A 19,131-nucleotide genomic window follows, 5' to 3' on the forward strand; every position below is an offset into this window, starting at 1 on the left:
ACTACACCTTATTTTCTTTATGCTCACGTGTTAATTTTATAATCTGTTTTTCCGCAAAGAATGATAATAGATGAGCATGACATGTAAAGAAAATCACTTGTCTATCCTTCGCAATTTCTTTTATTAACTGGATTGTTCGTTCTGTTCTTAGTGCATCAAAATGCACAAAGCTGTCATCAATAATAAATGGATAATCATGTTCAAACGTCCGTGCTAGCGCAAACCTTAGTGATAAATACAACTGCTCCGCTGTCGCCTGACTGAGCTCATGACTGTAAAAACGAATACCATCACTTCGTTCTACGATAAACGGCTCCGTTTCTGATGGTGAAAATATTTTACTATACTTTCCGCCTGTTAAGTATACAAAATACTCCTCGGCCTTTTGTAAAATGCGCGGCAGCTGTACTTCATGATAGTATTGCTTCGTTTTTGTTAACACCGTTTTTGCTGCTGCATATGCAGCCCATTTCTTCACTTGCTCACGTACTTGTGATTTTTTCATTTCCCATTCATGTAATAAATCACCGTACGTACTGCCTGCTTCTAAGTTCGCAATCTCCACGCGGTGCTCCGCAATGCGCTCGGTCAATTTCTTCTCTTCTGAAAGGAAGTCTTGTATATGGAGCACTTCTTGATTTAGGTTTTCTTCATATCCTTCCACTTGATAGTGTTCCACTAATGATAAGCTTGTTAAACGCTTTTCTAACATATCAATCTGTGGTGATAGCCGTTCTACTTGCTTCTCTGCCTCTTCACGTTTTTCCGCCCTCTTGCCCGCTTCTAAAAACGTTTCTTCATCAGTAGCTGCTGCCATGTTCCAGAGCGCATCTCTTTCTAATGTGAGTTGCTCCACTTGATGCTGTAATAGTTCTCGTTCTTCTTTCCAATCAGCAAGTTTTCCTAAAAGCTGCTCCTCCTTTTGTCTTTTTTCTTTTTCCTTTTGAATACGATCACTAATCATATGAAGATGATCAAAATCTGTATTTTCCATAACGTTCTCTAGTTTATGTTCAAACTGCGAAATCATTTCATATAATATTCCTTTTCGCTCCATTTGTTTTCCTATTTCGCGATATAACTGCTGCATCTTTTCAATGCGTTCAAATGCCGGCAATACATGTGCATATGTATAAAAACTTGGGAAAGAATAACGCTCTTTATATGTATCTACTTGCTCTCCCGCATGAAACGTATCTCGTTCCCATTCTTCATATGCAGAAACACTTTTATCATATGTTCTTTCAATTTGTTGTAACTTATAAGATTCTCGCTCAAATAATTTACGGATTTCTTCATCTTTCTCTAATTGATACCGAATGGACAGTGCCTCTTCATTTTGCCTTCCGCCCGCACTTTGCTGCAGCGAGAGCAGTTCTTCTTGTAAGCTATCTGAAGAAGTATCTTTATACAAAACAAGCGCAAGTACAATTAGGACAAAGACGATAACACTTGTAAATAGCAACGCACGGTTATCTAAAAATACACTTGTCAGCAAAATCACTGTATTAATAGCTAACAAAAGAAAACAAATTGTCTGCCAGCGCTTTTTCTTTTCTTGCGCGGCTTTTGTTCTTTCTTCATATTTACGCTTAATTCGTTCTGCACCAGTACCTATAAAAACTGTATCTTGAAACGATTTTTCCTTTTCTACTAACGCCTGCCGCTCTTCATCCGATAACATTTGCTTTCGAATGTGCCTTATATTTTCTTCCTGTTCTTCTAGTTGCTCTTGAGCTACTTTAAACCGCTCATCCAGCTGCTCTTTCCGCTTATCTAATTCTCTCGTCTTTTGCACAGTTTGCGTTATCATTTCTTTTGCGGCAAGGCTTGTATCAAATGAAAGTACACTTTCCTTTTCAAAGGTGGTACCAATTTGTTGCTCGAGTTCTTCTATCTCTTCTTTCATATTTCCAATGCTTACTGTAATATCACGCAATTCTTGGCGTGCATTTTCATATGACATATGCTGCATACGAAGTTCTTCTACATAGCTCTCTTTCTGCAAGAGCTCTTCTTGTACTTCCACCCCATCCACTTCTGATTGTACCATTTCCATCCTTTTCTGAATGGAATCCAATTGCACCCCGAGCGGCTCTAGTCTTGCTTTTATCGTTTCATAACGTTCTACTCCTCGAACAGGAAACTGAGCCCCATGCTCTGCCAATACTTTTTCATATGCACGCTTTTCAATCACAAGAGGTTGTAATGCGGCCAATACTTCATAGTCTTGCTTACGTTTCTCTGCCATCTCTTTTTCATTCCGAATATGAGCAAGGCGCCCTTCACTTTCTTTTAACTGCCCCATTAGCTTTTCATACGTACCAATCTTCCCTTGCCACGCCCCAAGCTTTTCCTGGAGCTTCTTTATTTCTTGAAGTGACGCATTGATTTCTGGCTTACGACCGTTCGGTTTAAAACGTTGATCCATTTCTTTTTCTAACTTTTTATCTAGCTGAAGCAATGCATCACTTCCAACTGCACTTGCTGAAAACAAATAATTCCCGATTTCCGCTTCACCAATATGATGAATATTTTGCAAACCATGCATATCAAAAGAAAATACGGAGTCAAACAGGTTTTCATTCATCCCGCTCAGTAAGTCGTGCAATACCTCTTCACTGCCCGTTTTTCCATCTTCAAAATAAACCGTTACTTCCCCGGCAGCTGTTTTCGGCAGGCGCTCAATTTTGAGACGACCATATTTCTCCGTCATAACAGTCATCGTCCCGCCATATTTCCCGCCTTCTTTCGGTTCATAACGCCGCTGTCCCCTTGTTGGAAAACCGAATAAAATACTCTTCATAAATGAACGAATCGTTGATTTTCCGGCTTCATTTTCACCGTACAGCACCATCAGCATCGAAAGGTCCATTTCCACATTTTCTAATTTCCCATAACCGTAAATATGGAGTTTCTCAATTCTCATTTTTTATCCCTCTCTTGCTGGAATAATTGCTCTAATATAATATTTTCCGCTTCCTTTTGAATATCTGCTTTTTCCTCTTCTGAAAAAGACTCAATTACATTACGCGCAACCGGAGATGTCCAAATCGTTCGCAGCACCGCATCCATATTCGTAAATGACTCTAGCTCTTGCAGTACACTACCAACAAAATGATTCTCCTCTTTTAACCTTTCAATTTCCGCAAACGAAACCGTCTCATTCTTCCACTTCATCACATACACAAAATCTCTTCGTTCTTCTCCCACTGCTAAAATATGAAAAATCTCTTCCACTCGTTTTTCATCACGTAAATAAGGAGACAATGGCCCTTGTCCGGTAAACACAACTGTCAAAAGAGTGCCTTCCTCTTCCTTACGCCATTCATTCAGCACTTCCGTACAAGCTGTCATAAGATCATCAACTGTTTGCAGTTCATCAATACTAATCTCCATCTCTCCCCAAACAACATCTGCCGTACTGAAAAAGGAACAATTCGTTCCTCGCTCTGTTATCTCAACAAGATACGCTCCCTTTTCACCTGTTTCCTTCCGGTGACGCCCTTGTATATTACCTGGATAAATGATATACGGCTCCTCTGCTAAAATCTCTCGCTTATGTATATGACCAAGAGCCCAGTAATCAAATCTTTTTTCTTTTAACTCACGAATTTGAAACGGCGCATAACGATTATGTTCCGCATCGCCTTCCACACTCCCGTGCAGCATCCCAATATGAAAAGGCGCATCGCTCATTTTTTCATACTGCGCCGTCATATTATCCGTTACTGCTTGCTGCAAGTAACTAAATCCATAAATAGAGGCAAGCAGTTCACCATCTTTATAAAACGACTTTTCTTCTACATATGGCTCTATAAACACATGGACATTCTCAGGAAACTCAATTGCCGCCCAGCTTCCGCCTAAATGATCATGGTTCCCATGAATAATATAAACAGGAATCTCATACTGCGAAAGGCGCTTCATCTGCTCTCTCACAAACACTTGGGCCCTGAGACTTCTCGTTTCCGCATCATATAAATCTCCTGCTAATAATACAAAATCAACGCGCTCTTGAATTGCTTTATCGATAATACGCTCAAACGACTGAAACGTACTTTGCTTCATTCTTTCCCAAACAGATGACGGCACATTCATTTCCATTCCCTTAAACGGACTATCCAAATGTAAATCTGCCGCATGTATAAACTTCACTTGTTTCACAAATAAACGATCCTTTCTTTATCCTATAAAAGTTTCACTCTACCCCGCATTAACGGGCAATAACCCCCACCAAAAATTAAGCAAAGGCTTAGAAGCTAGGTGGGAGAAACAGCCCGTAAAAGCCTGATTGGTTCAACTAATGGTCAGTAAAAAAACACTGACCAAAGTTTCACTTTATTTTAACATGCTATGTCATATATTTCTTTGCATATTCTATCGTTTTATGACAAAATAGTTATAAGATTCTGATTTTAATCTTTGGAGGGGAATTTTCATGGGAGTATACGTTCTAACAGTCTTTGAAAAAGATGGTTCAAAAGCATTAGACGAATCATTCGAGGCGACAACAGAAGCAGAAGCGAAATCAAAAGGAGAATCCATTTTACGAGAAAAAGGATTGTATGAGAAAACACATCGCTGCACATCTTCAGCAGGGAAGCTCATTTTATTCCAGCGCTAAAAAAAGAAGCGTCATCCGCTTCTTTTTCATTCTATATCTTCATCACACCACGTAAATACCACATCTAGAATCCGATTACCAATACGCACGCGCCTGTTCCACTCTCCAGTTTGAATTTGGCGCGTTAGCTCTTGTTTCATCTTTTCCGTCCAATCGTGAATGGTTCCATTCCCGTCGTACGGATACACGCTAGGAAACTCTTCCTGCAGAAGACTAAGGCTCTCTGCATCCAAATGAAAATGGAAATAGTAGTTCGCCGTAAGCGATGGCTCTTGCAATTGTAAAAACGGATCGTCAATTTGCTTTCTATTTCGGTAAAAAGTAAATATATTCACCTTTCCGCTCGTAATTTGGTCAATTTGAATTTCGTGCTTCTCTATAATCACGTTCGCCCACCTCGTTATATACTATTTATAGTATATATGTCTTTTGCGCCGAAGTTAACCATTTTCACACGAAATTCATTTCCTTCAACCATTTCCCGTACCTCCAAGTAACAATCAGAACAAATAAACTACACCAAAAATGAAGGGGAGCGATTACATGTATTTCGGTAGCAAAGGTTGGTACGTAAAAGAATTAAAAAAATTAGGTATCCGTTCTTATGAAGGTAGAAAACTAGAATCATATCGTACGCATGTGTTGGCTAGTTTACTTGAGAGAGTTCAGAGAGAGTCGGCTTAATACAGGAAAGAAGCAACGTTTGTTTACGTTGCTTCTTTTTATTTTACATTTCATCTACTACATACCAAATATGACTTTCGTAGTTAATGAACATGAATCATTATGCTCTCTTGATAAAAACCATCCAATATCACTTGGGCTTTTATGATAGAATGATCTTTCAAATGATTACGTGTATGTATACAAAATTCCCCATTCTTATCAACCCTTTCGCTCCCAATCAGCAGATTGTCACCTGTTAGTACAATTGTTGAATGAGGTTTTGCATGACCTGTTACACACGTATCACTACGTGTCACGGAATCTACCATTATTTTTGTATCAATATAATCAACAGATTGAATACGCTTCTTTTCTGTTCCCTCTTCCATTCCCTGAAATGCTTGATTCCTATCAGCTTTTTCAGGACTAAAACTCAAATTTTTTCGCCAACTAAACCTGTACAATGCGGCAATAACACTATTAGATGGAAGCATTCGTGTTATTCTTTCCTCCACTTCTCCAAACATTTTTGATTCATTCAAACCAGTAACATATCCCTGATATAATGAAATGAATTTATAGCTATACACTCTATGAGTAAATAAAAAGAAAATACCCATTGATTACTTTCATATATTATTGCTTGCTAGATACCTTACTAAAAATGTATACAATACAACTTTTTACTCCAGATGCAATAACAACGCTAACCAAAAGTAGCCATGTTACATTCACTAAAGATGGAATCTCTCCTTCAAATACATCCATAATAAGTATTTGACCGATTATTAAAATGATCCAAGAGATTACATACTGTCTCCTACTTTTGATATATACCATTTCATCCTCATAATAGACTGCCATTATACTTCCTTGCCAAACGCCAATACCAAAAGCAAAGAGTGTCATCGCCAGCAGCTCAGCTTGTAAATCCCAGGTCATAGGATGCGGCATTGTGTATATGATTATCCCTGCAACAATTAGGAAAATGAAAATATCCATCCATTTCATTTTTCGAGGCTTAATTTGACTCCAAACAAAGAAAATCACTGTAGAAATGAAAAACAAAGTTATCATTATAATGATTCTATTTCCTTTCTCTATTAGATGATTCTGTATATCTAATAAGATTGAATTGTTTCAATCTTTCTTGACTCTTACTTTTAAAATAAAAATGATAAAACATGTAACTTTCCGATACTTTCTGAGCATAGCATAAAGAAGAAATAAAAAAACCGTACAAAAGGGCAAGCCTACAATGTACGATTGGGCATATATAATATATTGTTCTAAAGATAGATTAACTTCTTTTCAATAGATACAGCTACCGCTTCTGATCGTGAATTAACGCCTAGTTTATTATATATATTAGTTAAATACGCTTTTACTGTTCGTTCTGCTACCCCCATATCAAATGCAATTTCTTTGTTCTTATATCCCCGTGCAATCGCTTTTAGAACAAAAAGTTCTTTTTCTGTCAAATTAGGCTTTTCAAAAGTATTCTTATTTACCTGTTTTCTTTTATAATTAACTATCTTTGCCATAACATCTGATTGTAATAAAGTCTCGCCCCTAATAGCCGCTTCCAATGTTCGAAACAAATTGTCACGGCCAGTATCTTTTAATAAGTATCCTTTTGCTCCTAATTCAATTCCCTTTATCATTAATTCGTCTTCATTATATGTAGTCAATATAATAATTGGAATATTAATCTGTTGTTTCTTTAAATGTTCAATTGTATCTAAACCATTCATTTTGGGCATATTTAAGTCCATTAAAATAATATCTGGTTTCTTTTCCTCGATTAAACAAAGAGCTTCTTCTCCATTTTCAGCCTCACCTATTATTTGAAATGAATCACTCGTTTCCATTATTAATTTTAGACCTTCTCTTACAACGAAATGATCATCAACAATTAATACATTATACTTCATGTCTATCTCCTTCTTTATTTATCGGTACTTGAATGTAAATTTTCGTTCCCTTCATCTTTTCACTTACTATCTGTATTCTCCCCTCAATTAGGCGAACACGTTCATTTAAGCCAATTAAACCATAGTGTCCAGGATTCTTCCCGATATACCCAGTATCAAAACCAATTCCATTATCTTCAATTTTGATTGTTAACATCTCAAAATCATCCATATAATCAACTTTTATATTTACATCCGTTGCCTGTGAGTGCTTCGCAATATTCGTTAAACATTCACTTATTAAATATAAACAATGTTCCTTTACTAAGCTTGAAATATGAGGGGGACTTTGAATATGAAATCTGACATGTATAGATGTAGCCTCAGAAAAGCGTTGAATTTCATCCTCTACCGCTTTATTAAATGAATTAGTCATATAACGCAAATCATCAATAACCAATCTTGCATCATGTAAAGTTTTTCTCGCTCTTACCATCGTTTGTTGAATAATTTCTTGAGATCGCTTAGTATTCCCCTTTTGCATATGGGCATCTATTGCTTCCAATTGCATAATTAAACTCGCTAGACCTTGCGCTAATGTATCATGTAAATCCCTTGCCATTCGCTGCCTCTCATTAGCTAATGTTAATTCTTCCACCCTTATATATGCAGATTCTAACTCTTGAATATATCTCTGTATGCGATTACGCGCATCAAATTGCTGCTTATTAATATAGGCAAAAGGAACAATAATTGCTAGTACTAACAAGAACATAGAGATAAGAATAGATAATTTATTTACACCATAATTGACACTAATGGCAACACAAAATATTGCATACATAAAAGTAAAGACTGCAATTACTTTGAATATCTTATTATACACATATAAACTTTGCGCAATTAAAATAGGAGCTAAACCAACAAAAACCGCTATCGAAGCATGTGGTACAATAAATGCAGCGAAAAACACAATAAAGAGTTGAATAAAAAAGAAGTAAAGCAATTGACTCTTCTTTAATAAACTAGCATACCAATGAAAAATAGTATGTATAACAATTACGATTGTAAAGAACAAGCTATCAATAGAAAAAAAGTTGTCACGCAATTCTAAAAGCATCGAAGCTATATACACGAGTGTTATCCATAAAACGATAAATCTTCTCGGAATAAACACCGCTTCTAATAAATTTGTATTTAAATCTATATTTGTATTTAATTTCTTCATTTTCCACCTCCACCATTAGATTATACTATAAATCAATCTTATAACATCCTACACGGCAGCATTCTTAAAGGTGAAACAAATTAACAGCTATATCGATTCAGTGTTTCAGAATCAAGATGCTTTTTTAGAGGAAGTCATTTCGTCCATCCAAGAAAACGGAATGCCTTCTATTTCAGTATCTCCCTCCTCTGGAAAACTTCTAACGATGCTTGTATCCATTTCAGGGGCTAAAAATGTTCTAGAAATAAGGGATAATAAAGTTGTTTAAGTCTAAGAAATTATTCAATACTCTCGCTCGATTGCTTAAAAAGAAAAAGCCGTAGCTATACAAATGCTTACGACTTTTTCTATAATAAAGATGAATTTAACTGTGTGACATAGCTTTCTTAATGTAGTTAGAAAGCTGTTTATCAATCTTATCTATCCCCAATTTCTCTCCTATTTTAGGATTCTCTTTATAATAACGTTCAGCTGCTTTGGATATCTCAGGATCTCTAAAAGTCAGCTTATTGAGGAGTTCATTCCATCGCTTTGCCAATTGCGTTACGTCTCGTTTTTCAGGTGGTGTTCCTTTCTCATATTCCACTTGTATCTTTGCAGTTATTTCGGCCCATTCACTTACATATTGTTTTCTTTCCTCTAGCCCCATTTGTTTGAACATCTTCTCCTGTTGCTCTTGGGTAAAATATTTATCTTTACTCATATTAATCACCTCAATCAAATTTATAAATTGTTCTGCGCTTACTTCTTGTTGACTATTCAGCAACTCATATATTCTTTCCAACCGACTACATAATTGTTCTTGTATTCGAATGTGCTCTTTTATACTTTCTAACTGTACTTTTATAACTTCGACCGGATTCAAATTTGGATTTTCCATCATCTCTTTCATTTCACCCAAAGCAAAACCTAACTGTTTAAGTGACATAATTTGTTGTAGCTTGGCGATATCTGTTTCATTGTAAATCCTATGTCCCTTATCAGAAGACTGCGAAGGAGAAAACAATCCAATTTTGTCATAATGGTGGAGCATCCGTACCGTAAGTCCGGTTTGCTTAGCTAATTCTCCAACTTTCCAAGTTTTTTTATTCAGAATCAACCCCTCATTTCGTACGAATTATTTTTGCCGGCAACACTACTATACAACCTGACATCGTGTTAGGTTCAAGTACTCCTTTAAAACTTTTTTGCCTTTTATATTAATTACAATTTTCATAACAAAGATGCCTTCTTATTTAAAAATCACGCCTGAATTTGGAACTATTGGCTAATGGTGTTTCTATAAAGTTTGATCAAAACTCACTTAGCATTCTTTGATTAAAGGGATAAAACATCGTGACTCTATTTCAAGTCCAAAAATGGAAAAAGTCGATACCCTCGTAGTTGAGAATATCGACTTTCATTTTCAAATTACTTTATTTTTCGTAGTACTTTAGACATTCTGATTAACATTCTTTATAAAGTGAAAATTCCATCAATGGGGGTTTTCTTCATCCCCTACTGATGGTTAGTTGAACCAATCGGGCTTTTACGGACAGTTATCCCCCGCCTATCTTTCTCGTTTCTTTCTGAATCTTGAGGTGGGGGTCTTACTGCCCGTTAATGCGGGATAAAAAACCTCATTTTTCAGTGGCATCACTAAAAAATGAGGATCTAATTATTCAACAATATATGATAAATCTATTAACTTATCGAATGAAAACCTTACTTTCAAGACTCCGTATCAGCTTCTGGAGCAATTGCCTTTTTGATAAATAGCGCAATAACGAAAGCAATACAACATAGGAATAAGGCAAACCAGTAGGCATGGTGTACACCGACTGTCATGGCTTCATTCATTAACTGTTCTGTTACTGGAGTTGATTGTTTTTCAATATGACTTTGAGTACTTTGGGTCATAATACTTACAAAGATAGAGACTCCAAGTGCTCCTGCAATTGGTTGCAAAGTATTTGCAATAGCTGTGCCGTGTGGATATAGATGCTTCGGTAATTCATTTAATCCATTTGTTTGAGCTGGCATCATAATTGCTGAAATAGATAGCATCAATATGATATATACCATTATGAAAGACCATATCGGTATTGAAGGAGTGATATTACTAAAGAATATCATGACCCCAACCAACATAATTGTACCAGGAATTATTAATTTTCTAGGACCATATTTATCAAATAAAGTACCCATTACTGGTGACATCAAGCCGTTTAATAACGCACCCGGCAATAACAATAATCCAGCTACCTTTGCGGTGTATCCGAGAGGTCCTTGTAAATACATTGGCATTACAATTTCAGATGCAAACATCGCCATAATAACAATAACAAAAAGACTGACGCCTCTTGTATAACTTTTATATTTGAATACACGAACATCCAATAGTGGTTGCTCTAATTTCAACTGGCGTAGAACAAATAGGACTAAGCTAATGATGCTAATCATGATAATAGAAATGCTTGTTATTGATAAGAAACCTCTTGCATGTTCTCCAGCACTACTAAAACCATAAATCATTCCACCAATACCAATAGTTGAGAGAATAATCGATATAATATCTATCTTAGGACGTGTAACCTCTCCGACATTTTGTAAATATTTTAACGCAAATACAATTGAAAATAACACGAAAGGTATAACAAATAAGAATAACCATCGCCAACCGAATAAATCAACAATTACCCCCGATATAGTAGGCCCCAGTGCAGGTGCAAACATGATAACCAAACCAAAGGTCCCCATAATTTTCCCACGCACTTCAGGAGGATAAAGTAAGAGCAAAGCATTCATAATAACAGGGATTAACACCCCTGTACCAATAGCTTGTACCATACGACCGATTAACAACATTGGAAAATTCACTGCACAAGCAGCAATCATTGTTCCAATTAAAAAAATAGTCATAACACCTATAAACAATTGTCTTGTAGTGAACCATTGAATTAATGATGCGGAAATTGGCATTAAAACACCCATAACAAGCATAAACCCAGTTGCCAGCCACTGAACAGTTGGAGCATCAACGTTGAATATAGTCATTAACTTAGTTAAAGCAATATTCAATAAGGTTTCGTTTAATATTACGAAAAATGCACCAATGATGAAAGTTATTAATATTACTCTAGAATTAATCTTCTTTTCCATAAAGTCCCTCCGATATTTCCACCATAAACAAATATAATGAGAGGTAATCCATTATTTAAAGTGCCTTCTGAAATAGTCTCATTTGCCACGGCTTGTTTATTTTGCAGATAATATATCTTTCTAATTCCTTATAAAACGCAAAAATATTTTACATCATTCCTTATTTAATTTATCCCAACTCCTTCTCTTAGTTCTTCAAATAATTTGGGCAAGACATAACCTTAATTATCAATCCATCACGTTCTCTGCACTTTTTATTTTTTTACCACCATACCGCTTCCCTTCAAATTAGAAAATCACAGGTAATCTGCCTGTGATTCAGAGTAAAGGGGAATAAACCCATCCTTATGCAATTAAAAGGAAGCCAAAATAGCCGTCACAAAATTAACCTGCTTTTACTGATTGAACTACCCACACCTACCTCCAAACGAGCTTGAGGTGGGGGATTCTCCTGTTTCTGCCAAGGCAAAAACAGTTCCTCTCGTTCAACAAAGAGGATACAACGATATAGAGTTCGGTAGTGTCTTTATGTGAGACAATCCATTCTATCTTCCAACGACAGGAAAACAAAACAGGTACAGCTACTTTTTCTTATATCGAGGGCAGAACACTTTGTCATGCATCTTACGGTTCCAACGTTTTTCCTGAACAATCGTTTGAAATGCAAATCGCTTCGCCCGATTACATGTTTCGATTGTCTATGTGACTGCATCTACCATCTCATGGGGGAAATCTGTCTTATAGATCCGTTTCGAAAAATACGCTTTCTTCACCTGTCTTTACCTCATTTTATTTGATAAGATTATTATACACTAAAACAAACATATGTTCTATAAAAAAAGAGACGTTTTCTTTAAAAAGAAAAAAACATCTTAAATAGATGCTTTTATGTTAAAAGTAGACCAAAATAAAGAGTGTCCTACTGCCTGTTAATGTGGGATAAAGTTTATTTGCTTTAAATCAAAAAGAAAAGACACTCTCATGAGTGCCTTCTCTCCGACTTGATAACCACTTTAATTTTAATAATATGTATGGACTCCCATCCACTTACTATTTTACCATATTTATCTCCTTGCAATGTTGAGAAAGTTAAAAGAAGCCGAAAAATCCCCTTAAAGTATATCTACTCTAAAGGGATTTTTATTTTATCCCGCATTAACGGGCAGTAAGACCCCCACCTCAAGATTCAAAGAGAAACGAGGAAGATAGGTGGGGGATCAACTGCCCGTAAAAGCCCGATTGGTTCAACTAATAATCAGTGGGGGATGAAGAAACCCCCCACTGATTAAAGTTTCACTTTATATACGTACAGCAGTACCACTTACCGCAACCATTAACATACCATCGCGAACAACCTCGTAGTCTACATCAACGCCAACAATAGCGTTTGCTCCTTTTTGCTGTGCAAGTTGTTTCATTTCTTCCATTGCAATATCACGTGCTTCTTTTAATTTACTTTCATATGCACCAGCACGGCCACCTACAACGTCACGAACAGAAGCAAATAAATCACGAACAATATTTGCACCCATAATCGCTTCACCATTTACAATATCAACGTACTCAATAATTTCTTTTCCTTGAATTCCAGATGTTGTTGTTACAATCATTACTGACACTCTCCTCTTATGTATGAACATTTCTTATGGCTTTATTATTACATTAAAAAAGAAAATAAACTATCTTATAACCTTACAGAAATGTGACAATTTTGTAAGGATTAATATATATCATTTTCCTATTAAACACTCGCTCTATCTTTTCGAATCTCAATTGTACGTAAACTATAAAGGAACAACGCTATTCCTAACATTTTTTCATTCTTAGATGCATTGGAACCGAATGCAATAGTAGGCACATTAAGGCCCATAAACCTTTCGCTCCATTCTATCGGCATGTACCCTTGCTTACCGATTGCTAGTGTACGTCCGTCTATTGTACGGAGCGTACTTTGGATAAAATCAAACTCCACTTCAACATCGGACAACTTCGTTTCTTTATTCGTCATTAAAGAACCACGTATCGCACCAAACCCTTGTATCATCTTTTCTTTAAACATACCAATTTGGTTATAATTTGAATCATAGATTACCCAATCATACCTGTCCGCTTCCGTATGAAAATAAGCAAGAATTTCCCCGCTACTCGTTTCTAATCCATACACATCTCTATTCCCTAAAAAAGGGATCACTGAAAATAGAATGTTAGATGAAATGATCTTTGTTCCAGCAACATATCCCCCATCAGGATGGTATAAACCAAATTGTGCATTCCGTTTCGGTAATTTTAATACGACGAACGTATCAACATCCCAAAACGTTACATTACTTTTCACCGAATTCTTCTCGATCGTATTTCCTTTTCGCAGTTGCCAAAATCCAATTCCGAGGAAAACAGAAGAAACAATCAAAATAAAGATAACCTGTCCCCAATCCACCATTCCCCACGTTCCATATACACACCATAGTACATATAGAAAAATAACTGTTCCGATTAGAAGTTTAAATCTTCCTTTCCGTTTATAATAATCAAATAATTCCATTTCTGCATCTCTACCCCTTATTTGTATGTCTCAACTATTAATGTATCAAAAATAGATTAAATTCCCTAGAAAAAATGGCTTCGATGCAATATCGAAGCCATCTTTTAAGATTTTAACTAACATGTATTTTATAAAGTTTATTCGCCTTAAATCCAAAGAAAAGAAATAAGATAATCGCCGCTGGAATGAATAGCCAGGCGATACTCCTCATAAGTGCAAACGGAGTTTCAAATAAAAAAGAAGCCATACCTTATTGATATAGCTTCTCTCCTCCCGAACATATCATTAAAATATGTTAAACTACATTCATTTTTGATATTTCATCTTATTTCTTTTATATATACTACAAAATGCCAGATAACTTAATATAACAAATCTCAAATATCTACTATTGGCATAAAATTATTCCTTCAAATAATGCTACACTCTAAGAGAATTGTTAAACTTTTTTCAAATATCATTAAAACTCCAAGTCATGAAATTTCTTTCCTAAAGTCAATTAAAGAAAAAAAAGAGAGCCTTAGCTCTTTTCCTTCCAACAAATTATTTTATAAATATAAGGGGAAGTCTCATCTCTATCTACATGAATACGACATTGAACTGATAATGTTGAGGTGCTCTCCCCTAGACTCAATCCTTTACAAGGCATTTACTATACGTATTTCATCATGAATAGCTTCTGGAGTAGAAAACTCTCCGATTTGTTTATATTTTTGATAGCGTTGTTTTAGTAACTCTTCTTTCCCTAACCACATTAGTTCATTTAAGGATTCCTTTACAACTTTTTTAATTTCCCCTGCCTGTGCTTTGACATTATGATGGGCGCCTCCATTTACTTCTGGAATCAGTGTATCAATAACGCCTAATTCCTTTAAATCATGTGCCGTAACTTTCATTGTTTCAGCTGCTTGCTGTGCTTTTGAAGCATCTTTCCAAAGAAGTGCTGCCGCACCTTCCGGAGAAATTACCGAATATGTTGAGTTTTCAAGCATGTGAAGATGGTTACATACCCCAATTCCTAATGCTCCTCCACTACCACCTTCTCCAATTACCACACTAATCACTGGTACTGTTAAAGCTGCCATTTCAAAAAGGTTATTTGCAATAGCTTGGCTTTGCCCTCTCTCTTCAGCAGCTTTACCTGGATAAGCTCCCTTTGTATCAATGAAGGTGATAATAGGGCGTTGGAATTTTTCAGCTTGCTTCATAAGTCTAAGCGCTTTTCTATAGCCTTCTGGATGAGGCATACCAAAGTTTCGATATATATTTTCTTTTGTACCTTTTCCACGTTGATGTCCAATAACAGTTACTGGCATACCTTCAAATCTTGCAATACCACCAACCATAGCTGGATCATCTCCATATGAACGATCCCCATGTAATTCTAAGAAATCTGTGCATATTTCTTGAATATAATCAAGAGTAGTTGGCCGATTAGGATGTCGTGAAATTTGCACTCGGTCCCAAGGCTTCATTTGTTGATAGGCCTCTTTCTGTAGTACACGTAACTTGTTATCTAATTTCTCTAACTCTTCAGATAAATCAAACCCTGTCGTTTCCATATACGTTCTCAAACTTACGATCTTTTCTTTTAACTCTACAATTGGAAGCTCAAAATCCAAATAATTTTTCATTGTATTCTTCCCCCTGAATGAAGACTTAAAACAGTCGCTAATGTACTACGTATTTGATCCCTTGGTAAAATTTTATCTAATTGACCATGTTTTAATAAAAATTCAGCCGTTTGGAATTCATCTGGTAATTTTTCACGGATTGTTTGTTCAATAATTCTTCTTCCAGCAAAACCAATTAAAGCGCCCGGCTCTGCGAAATTATAATCACCTAGAGAAGCAAAACTAGCAGATACGCCTCCAGTAGTTGGGGATGTCATAACTGAAATGAACAGATTCCCAGATAAATCTAACATTTTAGCGGCAGAACTTGTTTTTGCCATTTGCATTAAACTTAGAATTCCTTCTTGCATCCTAGCTCCTCCACTAGCCGTAAAGATAATAAAAGGATGTCCCTTTTCTAAAGCAAATTCTATCGCTCTTGTAATTTTTTCTCCTACTACAGATCCCATACTGCCCATTCGGAACCTAGTGTCCATAACTGCTAGAGTTACTCTATGTCCCTGAATCGTTCCCTCCCCTGTTACTATCGCTTCTTTAAGATCTGTTTTCTTTTGATCAGATTCTAACTTTTTTTCATACCCAGGAAAACCAAGGGGATTATTTGAAGTCATGCGCCCATCGTATTCCACAAAACTATCTTGATCCAATAAAGATTCAATTCTTTCTAAAGCACTCATCGGAAAATAATGATTACACTCTACACAGACCTTTAGATTTTTACGCAAATCTTTGCTATATATGATTTTTTTACACTTTGGACATTTAACTACTATTCCATCTGGAACATCAGACATTAATTGCACAGCTGATACTGTCGAATCTTTCTTTTTTCTTGGAATTAATTCTTTAATCACAACTCTTCCTCCCATTTATTAGCTAACAAACACTTAAGAATTCATTCGATTCAAACGAAAAATTTGCATCCATTATACTCTTGTAAGATGAGTAGTTTTAAATCCAGCTTGTGTGTACTTCAATCCATATCCGATAGTTCGATCCATTGCTATATGAGCTGTCCAAACAATTCCTAATGCTAAAATCCAATCTTGGTTTGTATACAATCCAATTGCAAATACAGAAATAGATATTACGTACGTATGAAAAAAGTTATAAACACTTGCACCTATTTTTTCATTTATCGCATATCCAAGCATACCAATATCAGGTACAAGTATTAATGCTAAAAATAACCACCAACTAAACTCATAATAACTATATAAATAGATAGTTGTAACCAGGGTAATTAATCCTTCTGTTTGTAGCACTACTTTATTATTCATGTTTTATCTCCTCCATAATGAAAATGATTGATAAACCATTCTTTGTCATTCTATTTTTTAAACACTTTGTAGCTCTTTCGTTTTCAGATCATGTAATTCTAAAAATTTGGTATTAAATTCACCAGAAATAAATGTTTTATTATTTAACAGATTTAAATGAAAAGGAATGGTCGTTTTAATACCAGCAACATGAAATTCACGAAGCGCTCTTTCCATTCGCTGAATTGCTTCTTCTCTCGTTTCTCCATGAACAATCACTTTAGCTACCATAGAGTCATAATAAGGAGGTATACTATAACCTGCATACACAGCTGAATCAATACGTACTCCAAATCCTCCAGGAGGGAGGTATTCATGAACAGTTCCAGGTGATGGTATGAAATTCTTTTCTGGGTTTTCTGCATTGATGCGACACTCTATCGCCCAGCCATTAAACTTCACATCGTCTTGTTGATATCTTAGTTTTCCTCCAGAGGCTACCCGAATTTGCTCCTTAATTATGTCAATACCTGTAACCATTTCTGTAACTGGATGTTCAACTTGAATTCTTGTATTCATTTCCATAAAATAAAATTTATTCTCTTTTAAATCATAGATAAATTCGATTGTACCCGCCCCTGAATAATTAACAACTTGAGCTGCCTTTACAGCTAACTTCGCCATCTTTTCTCTGGCTTCCATCGTGATACCAGGCGACGGTGTTTCCTCTACTAACTTTTGAAGCCTTCTTTGAATTGTACAGTCTCTTTCTCCCAAGTGAATGACATTGCCATAACTATCTGCTAAAATCTGAATTTCAATATGACGAAAATCTGTAATATATTTCTCTAAATATACATTAGGATCCCCAAACGCCGCTTTCGCTTCTTGCTGAGTAAGACGAATCCCATCAACTAATTCTTTACTGTTTTGAGCAACTCGGATACCTTTCCCTCCACCACCAGCAGTCGCTTTAATAATAACTGGGTATCCGATTTCTTCCGCTATCCTAATTCCTTCTTCAACACTTTTAATAATTCCATCTGATCCTTGAGTAACGGGTACACCAGCTTCTATCATTGTTTTTCTTGCGATATCCTTTGTTCCCATTTTCCTAATCGTCTCAGGAGTTGGCCCAACAAATATAAGGTTGCATTCCTTACAAATTTCAGCGAAATCAGCGTTTTCCGCTAGAAATCCGTATCCTGGATGAATCGCATCGCATTGTGTTAACTTTGCTACAGAAATAATATTGACTGTATTCAAGTAACTTTCTTTTGCAAGCGCTGGACCAATACAATGAGCTTCATCTGCTAGGTGGACATGAAGGGCATCTCTATCAGCCTTAGAGTACACTGCCACTGTTTTAATTCCCAATTCTCTTGCGGAACGAATAATTCGAACTGCTATTTCACCACGATTCGCAATTAATAGCTTCTTAATCAATTACAATCACCCCTACTTTTTCCTTACCAGAAACATTGGTTGATCATATTCTACAAGCTCTCCGTTGCCAACCAATATCTCTACAATTTCCCCTTGTACTTCTGATTCAATTTCATTAAATAATTTCATAGCTTCTACAACACAAACAATCGTTTCTTTATCTATTTTTTGTCCTACTTTGACATACGGATCTGCTCCTGGTGAAGGAGAGCTATAGAAGGTTCCTACCATGGGAGAGGTAATTTCATATAAATCTTCTTTCACATATGTTTCTTCTACTGGTTTCAATTCTTCCACTTGATTCGTGCAAGCAACTTCTGTTACCAGATTTTCTACTGGAAAAGATTCAACTTTCTTCTTTTCCGTTTCAACATACTGCGTATTTTTTTTCCTATTTCTTTTTAAGCGTAACTTTACGTCTTCTGTCTGATACTCCAATTCATCAATAGAAGATTGATGAAGCGCATCTATTAACTTTTGAATTTCTGTAATCTCCATTCTTTTTTCTCCCTCTTAATCAGTTGGTAATATGTATTCAAATGAGAAAATCTGAATCTTTGCTCTCTAGCTAACAGAAAATATTCATATAACATAAACTGCATATACAGCTATAAATAAGGTATTTCCACTTCTTGATTCAATAGGCCATCCACTTCTCAAAAAGATGGAACTACC

General features: G+C 35.9%; 18 protein-coding genes and 3 pseudogenes. 3 read left to right on the forward strand and 18 right to left on the reverse strand.

The window, feature by feature from the left end; all coding sequences use genetic code 11:
- Window position 1: 1 nt before the first annotated feature.
- Window positions 2-2,929, reverse strand: coding sequence for an ATP-binding protein (locus tag Y7E_RS0119655; RefSeq protein ID WP_017152975.1), 2,928 nt, complete (start codon window positions 2,927-2,929; stop codon window positions 2-4).
- Window positions 2,926-4,167: a metallophosphoesterase family protein gene (locus tag Y7E_RS0119660; protein ID WP_017152976.1), complete on the reverse strand. Its 1,242-nt coding sequence runs from the start codon at window positions 4,165-4,167 to the stop codon at window positions 2,926-2,928. Before Y7E_RS0119660 ends, Y7E_RS0119655 begins: the two co-directional genes overlap by 4 nt.
- Window positions 4,168-4,441: 274 nt before the next feature.
- Between Y7E_RS0119660 and Y7E_RS0119665 the strand changes: the two genes are divergently transcribed.
- Window positions 4,442-4,627, forward strand: a complete 186-nt coding sequence (locus tag Y7E_RS0119665) for a YhzD family protein (RefSeq protein WP_017152977.1) — start codon at window positions 4,442-4,444, stop codon at window positions 4,625-4,627.
- A 26-nt stretch (window positions 4,628-4,653) separates the two neighbouring features.
- Here the strand turns inward: Y7E_RS0119665 and Y7E_RS0119670 are convergent, their stop codons facing one another.
- On the reverse strand, window positions 4,654-5,013 hold the full coding sequence (locus Y7E_RS0119670) for a hypothetical protein (RefSeq protein WP_017152978.1): 360 nt from the start codon (window positions 5,011-5,013) through the stop codon (window positions 4,654-4,656).
- Window positions 5,014-5,170: 157 nt separating this feature from the next.
- Between Y7E_RS0119670 and Y7E_RS31030 the strand changes: the two genes are divergently transcribed.
- Window positions 5,171-5,311, forward strand: a complete 141-nt coding sequence (locus Y7E_RS31030) for a YflJ family protein (protein ID WP_017152979.1) — start codon at window positions 5,171-5,173, stop codon at window positions 5,309-5,311.
- Between the two features lie 83 nt (window positions 5,312-5,394).
- Here the strand turns inward: Y7E_RS31030 and Y7E_RS0119680 are convergent, their stop codons facing one another.
- The 4 genes from Y7E_RS0119680 to Y7E_RS0119695 form a co-directional block, all read right to left on the reverse strand.
- On the reverse strand, window positions 5,395-5,835 hold the full coding sequence (locus Y7E_RS0119680) for an Ig-like domain-containing protein (RefSeq protein ID WP_237741396.1): 441 nt from the start codon (window positions 5,833-5,835) through the stop codon (window positions 5,395-5,397).
- Between the two features lie 94 nt (window positions 5,836-5,929).
- Window positions 5,930-6,370, reverse strand: coding sequence for a hypothetical protein (locus Y7E_RS0119685; RefSeq protein WP_017152981.1), 441 nt, complete (start codon window positions 6,368-6,370; stop codon window positions 5,930-5,932).
- Window positions 6,371-6,582: 212 nt separating this feature from the next.
- Window positions 6,583-7,227 carry a response regulator gene (locus Y7E_RS0119690; protein ID WP_017152982.1) on the reverse strand — a complete coding sequence of 215 codons (645 nt, stop codon included), beginning with the start codon at window positions 7,225-7,227 and terminating at the stop codon, window positions 6,583-6,585.
- Entirely contained in the window at window positions 7,217-8,434 is a 1,218-nt protein-coding gene (locus Y7E_RS0119695) for a sensor histidine kinase (RefSeq protein WP_017152983.1), read from the reverse strand. The genes Y7E_RS0119690 and Y7E_RS0119695 overlap by 11 nt, the downstream gene beginning before the upstream one ends.
- 70 nt (window positions 8,435-8,504) lie before the next feature.
- Here Y7E_RS0119695 and Y7E_RS31970 point away from each other — a divergent pair.
- Window positions 8,505-8,681: pseudogene (locus Y7E_RS31970) on the forward strand (O-methyltransferase); the annotation flags it as partial.
- 117 nt (window positions 8,682-8,798) lie between these two features.
- On the opposite strand, the gene Y7E_RS31035 reads toward Y7E_RS31970, so the two are convergent.
- The 11 genes and pseudogenes from Y7E_RS31035 to accB all read right to left on the reverse strand — a co-directional run bounded on the left by Y7E_RS31035 (window position 8,799) and on the right by accB (window position 18,954).
- A complete protein-coding gene (locus Y7E_RS31035) occupies window positions 8,799-9,533 on the reverse strand; it encodes a MerR family transcriptional regulator (RefSeq protein ID WP_017152985.1) in 735 nt (244 codons plus the stop codon).
- 611 nt (window positions 9,534-10,144) lie between these two features.
- Window positions 10,145-11,575 (reverse strand): MDR family MFS transporter, encoded by a 1,431-nt coding sequence (locus Y7E_RS0119710; protein WP_017152986.1) that lies wholly within the window; start codon window positions 11,573-11,575, stop codon window positions 10,145-10,147.
- 617 nt (window positions 11,576-12,192) lie between these two features.
- Window positions 12,193-12,348 (reverse strand): annotated as a pseudogene (locus tag Y7E_RS35075) (IS200/IS605 family accessory protein TnpB-related protein); the annotation flags it as partial.
- Window positions 12,349-12,873: 525 nt separating this feature from the next.
- Complete coding sequence (locus Y7E_RS0119715; protein WP_017152987.1) at window positions 12,874-13,185, reverse strand: heavy metal-binding domain-containing protein; 312 nt, start codon at window positions 13,183-13,185, stop codon at window positions 12,874-12,876.
- 131 nt (window positions 13,186-13,316) lie between these two features.
- Window positions 13,317-14,117: a hypothetical protein gene (locus tag Y7E_RS33280; protein WP_017152988.1), complete on the reverse strand. Its 801-nt coding sequence runs from the start codon at window positions 14,115-14,117 to the stop codon at window positions 13,317-13,319.
- A gap of 112 nt (window positions 14,118-14,229) precedes the next feature.
- A pseudogene (locus Y7E_RS35150) lies at window positions 14,230-14,364 on the reverse strand (DUF2812 domain-containing protein); the annotation flags it as partial.
- Between the two features lie 391 nt (window positions 14,365-14,755).
- Window positions 14,756-15,751, reverse strand: coding sequence for an acetyl-CoA carboxylase carboxyl transferase subunit alpha (accA, locus tag Y7E_RS0119730; RefSeq protein WP_017152990.1), 996 nt, complete (start codon window positions 15,749-15,751; stop codon window positions 14,756-14,758).
- Window positions 15,748-16,605, reverse strand: coding sequence for an acetyl-CoA carboxylase, carboxyltransferase subunit beta (gene accD, locus Y7E_RS0119735; protein WP_017152991.1), 858 nt, complete (start codon window positions 16,603-16,605; stop codon window positions 15,748-15,750). The genes accA and accD overlap by 4 nt, the downstream gene beginning before the upstream one ends.
- 72 nt (window positions 16,606-16,677) lie before the next feature.
- Window positions 16,678-17,031, reverse strand: coding sequence for a DUF4260 domain-containing protein (locus tag Y7E_RS0119740; protein WP_017152992.1), 354 nt, complete (start codon window positions 17,029-17,031; stop codon window positions 16,678-16,680).
- Between the two features lie 57 nt (window positions 17,032-17,088).
- Entirely contained in the window at window positions 17,089-18,456 is a 1,368-nt protein-coding gene (gene accC / locus Y7E_RS0119745; RefSeq protein WP_017152993.1) for an acetyl-CoA carboxylase biotin carboxylase subunit, read from the reverse strand.
- A 12-nt stretch (window positions 18,457-18,468) separates the two neighbouring features.
- Window positions 18,469-18,954 (reverse strand): acetyl-CoA carboxylase biotin carboxyl carrier protein, encoded by a 486-nt coding sequence (gene accB / locus Y7E_RS0119750; RefSeq protein ID WP_017152994.1) that lies wholly within the window; start codon window positions 18,952-18,954, stop codon window positions 18,469-18,471.
- Window positions 18,955-19,131 lie beyond the last annotated feature (177 nt).

The organism is Bacillus bingmayongensis (assembly GCF_000299035.1).
In the GTDB taxonomy this organism is placed as follows: Bacteria; Bacillota; Bacilli; order Bacillales; family Bacillaceae_G; genus Bacillus_A; species Bacillus_A bingmayongensis.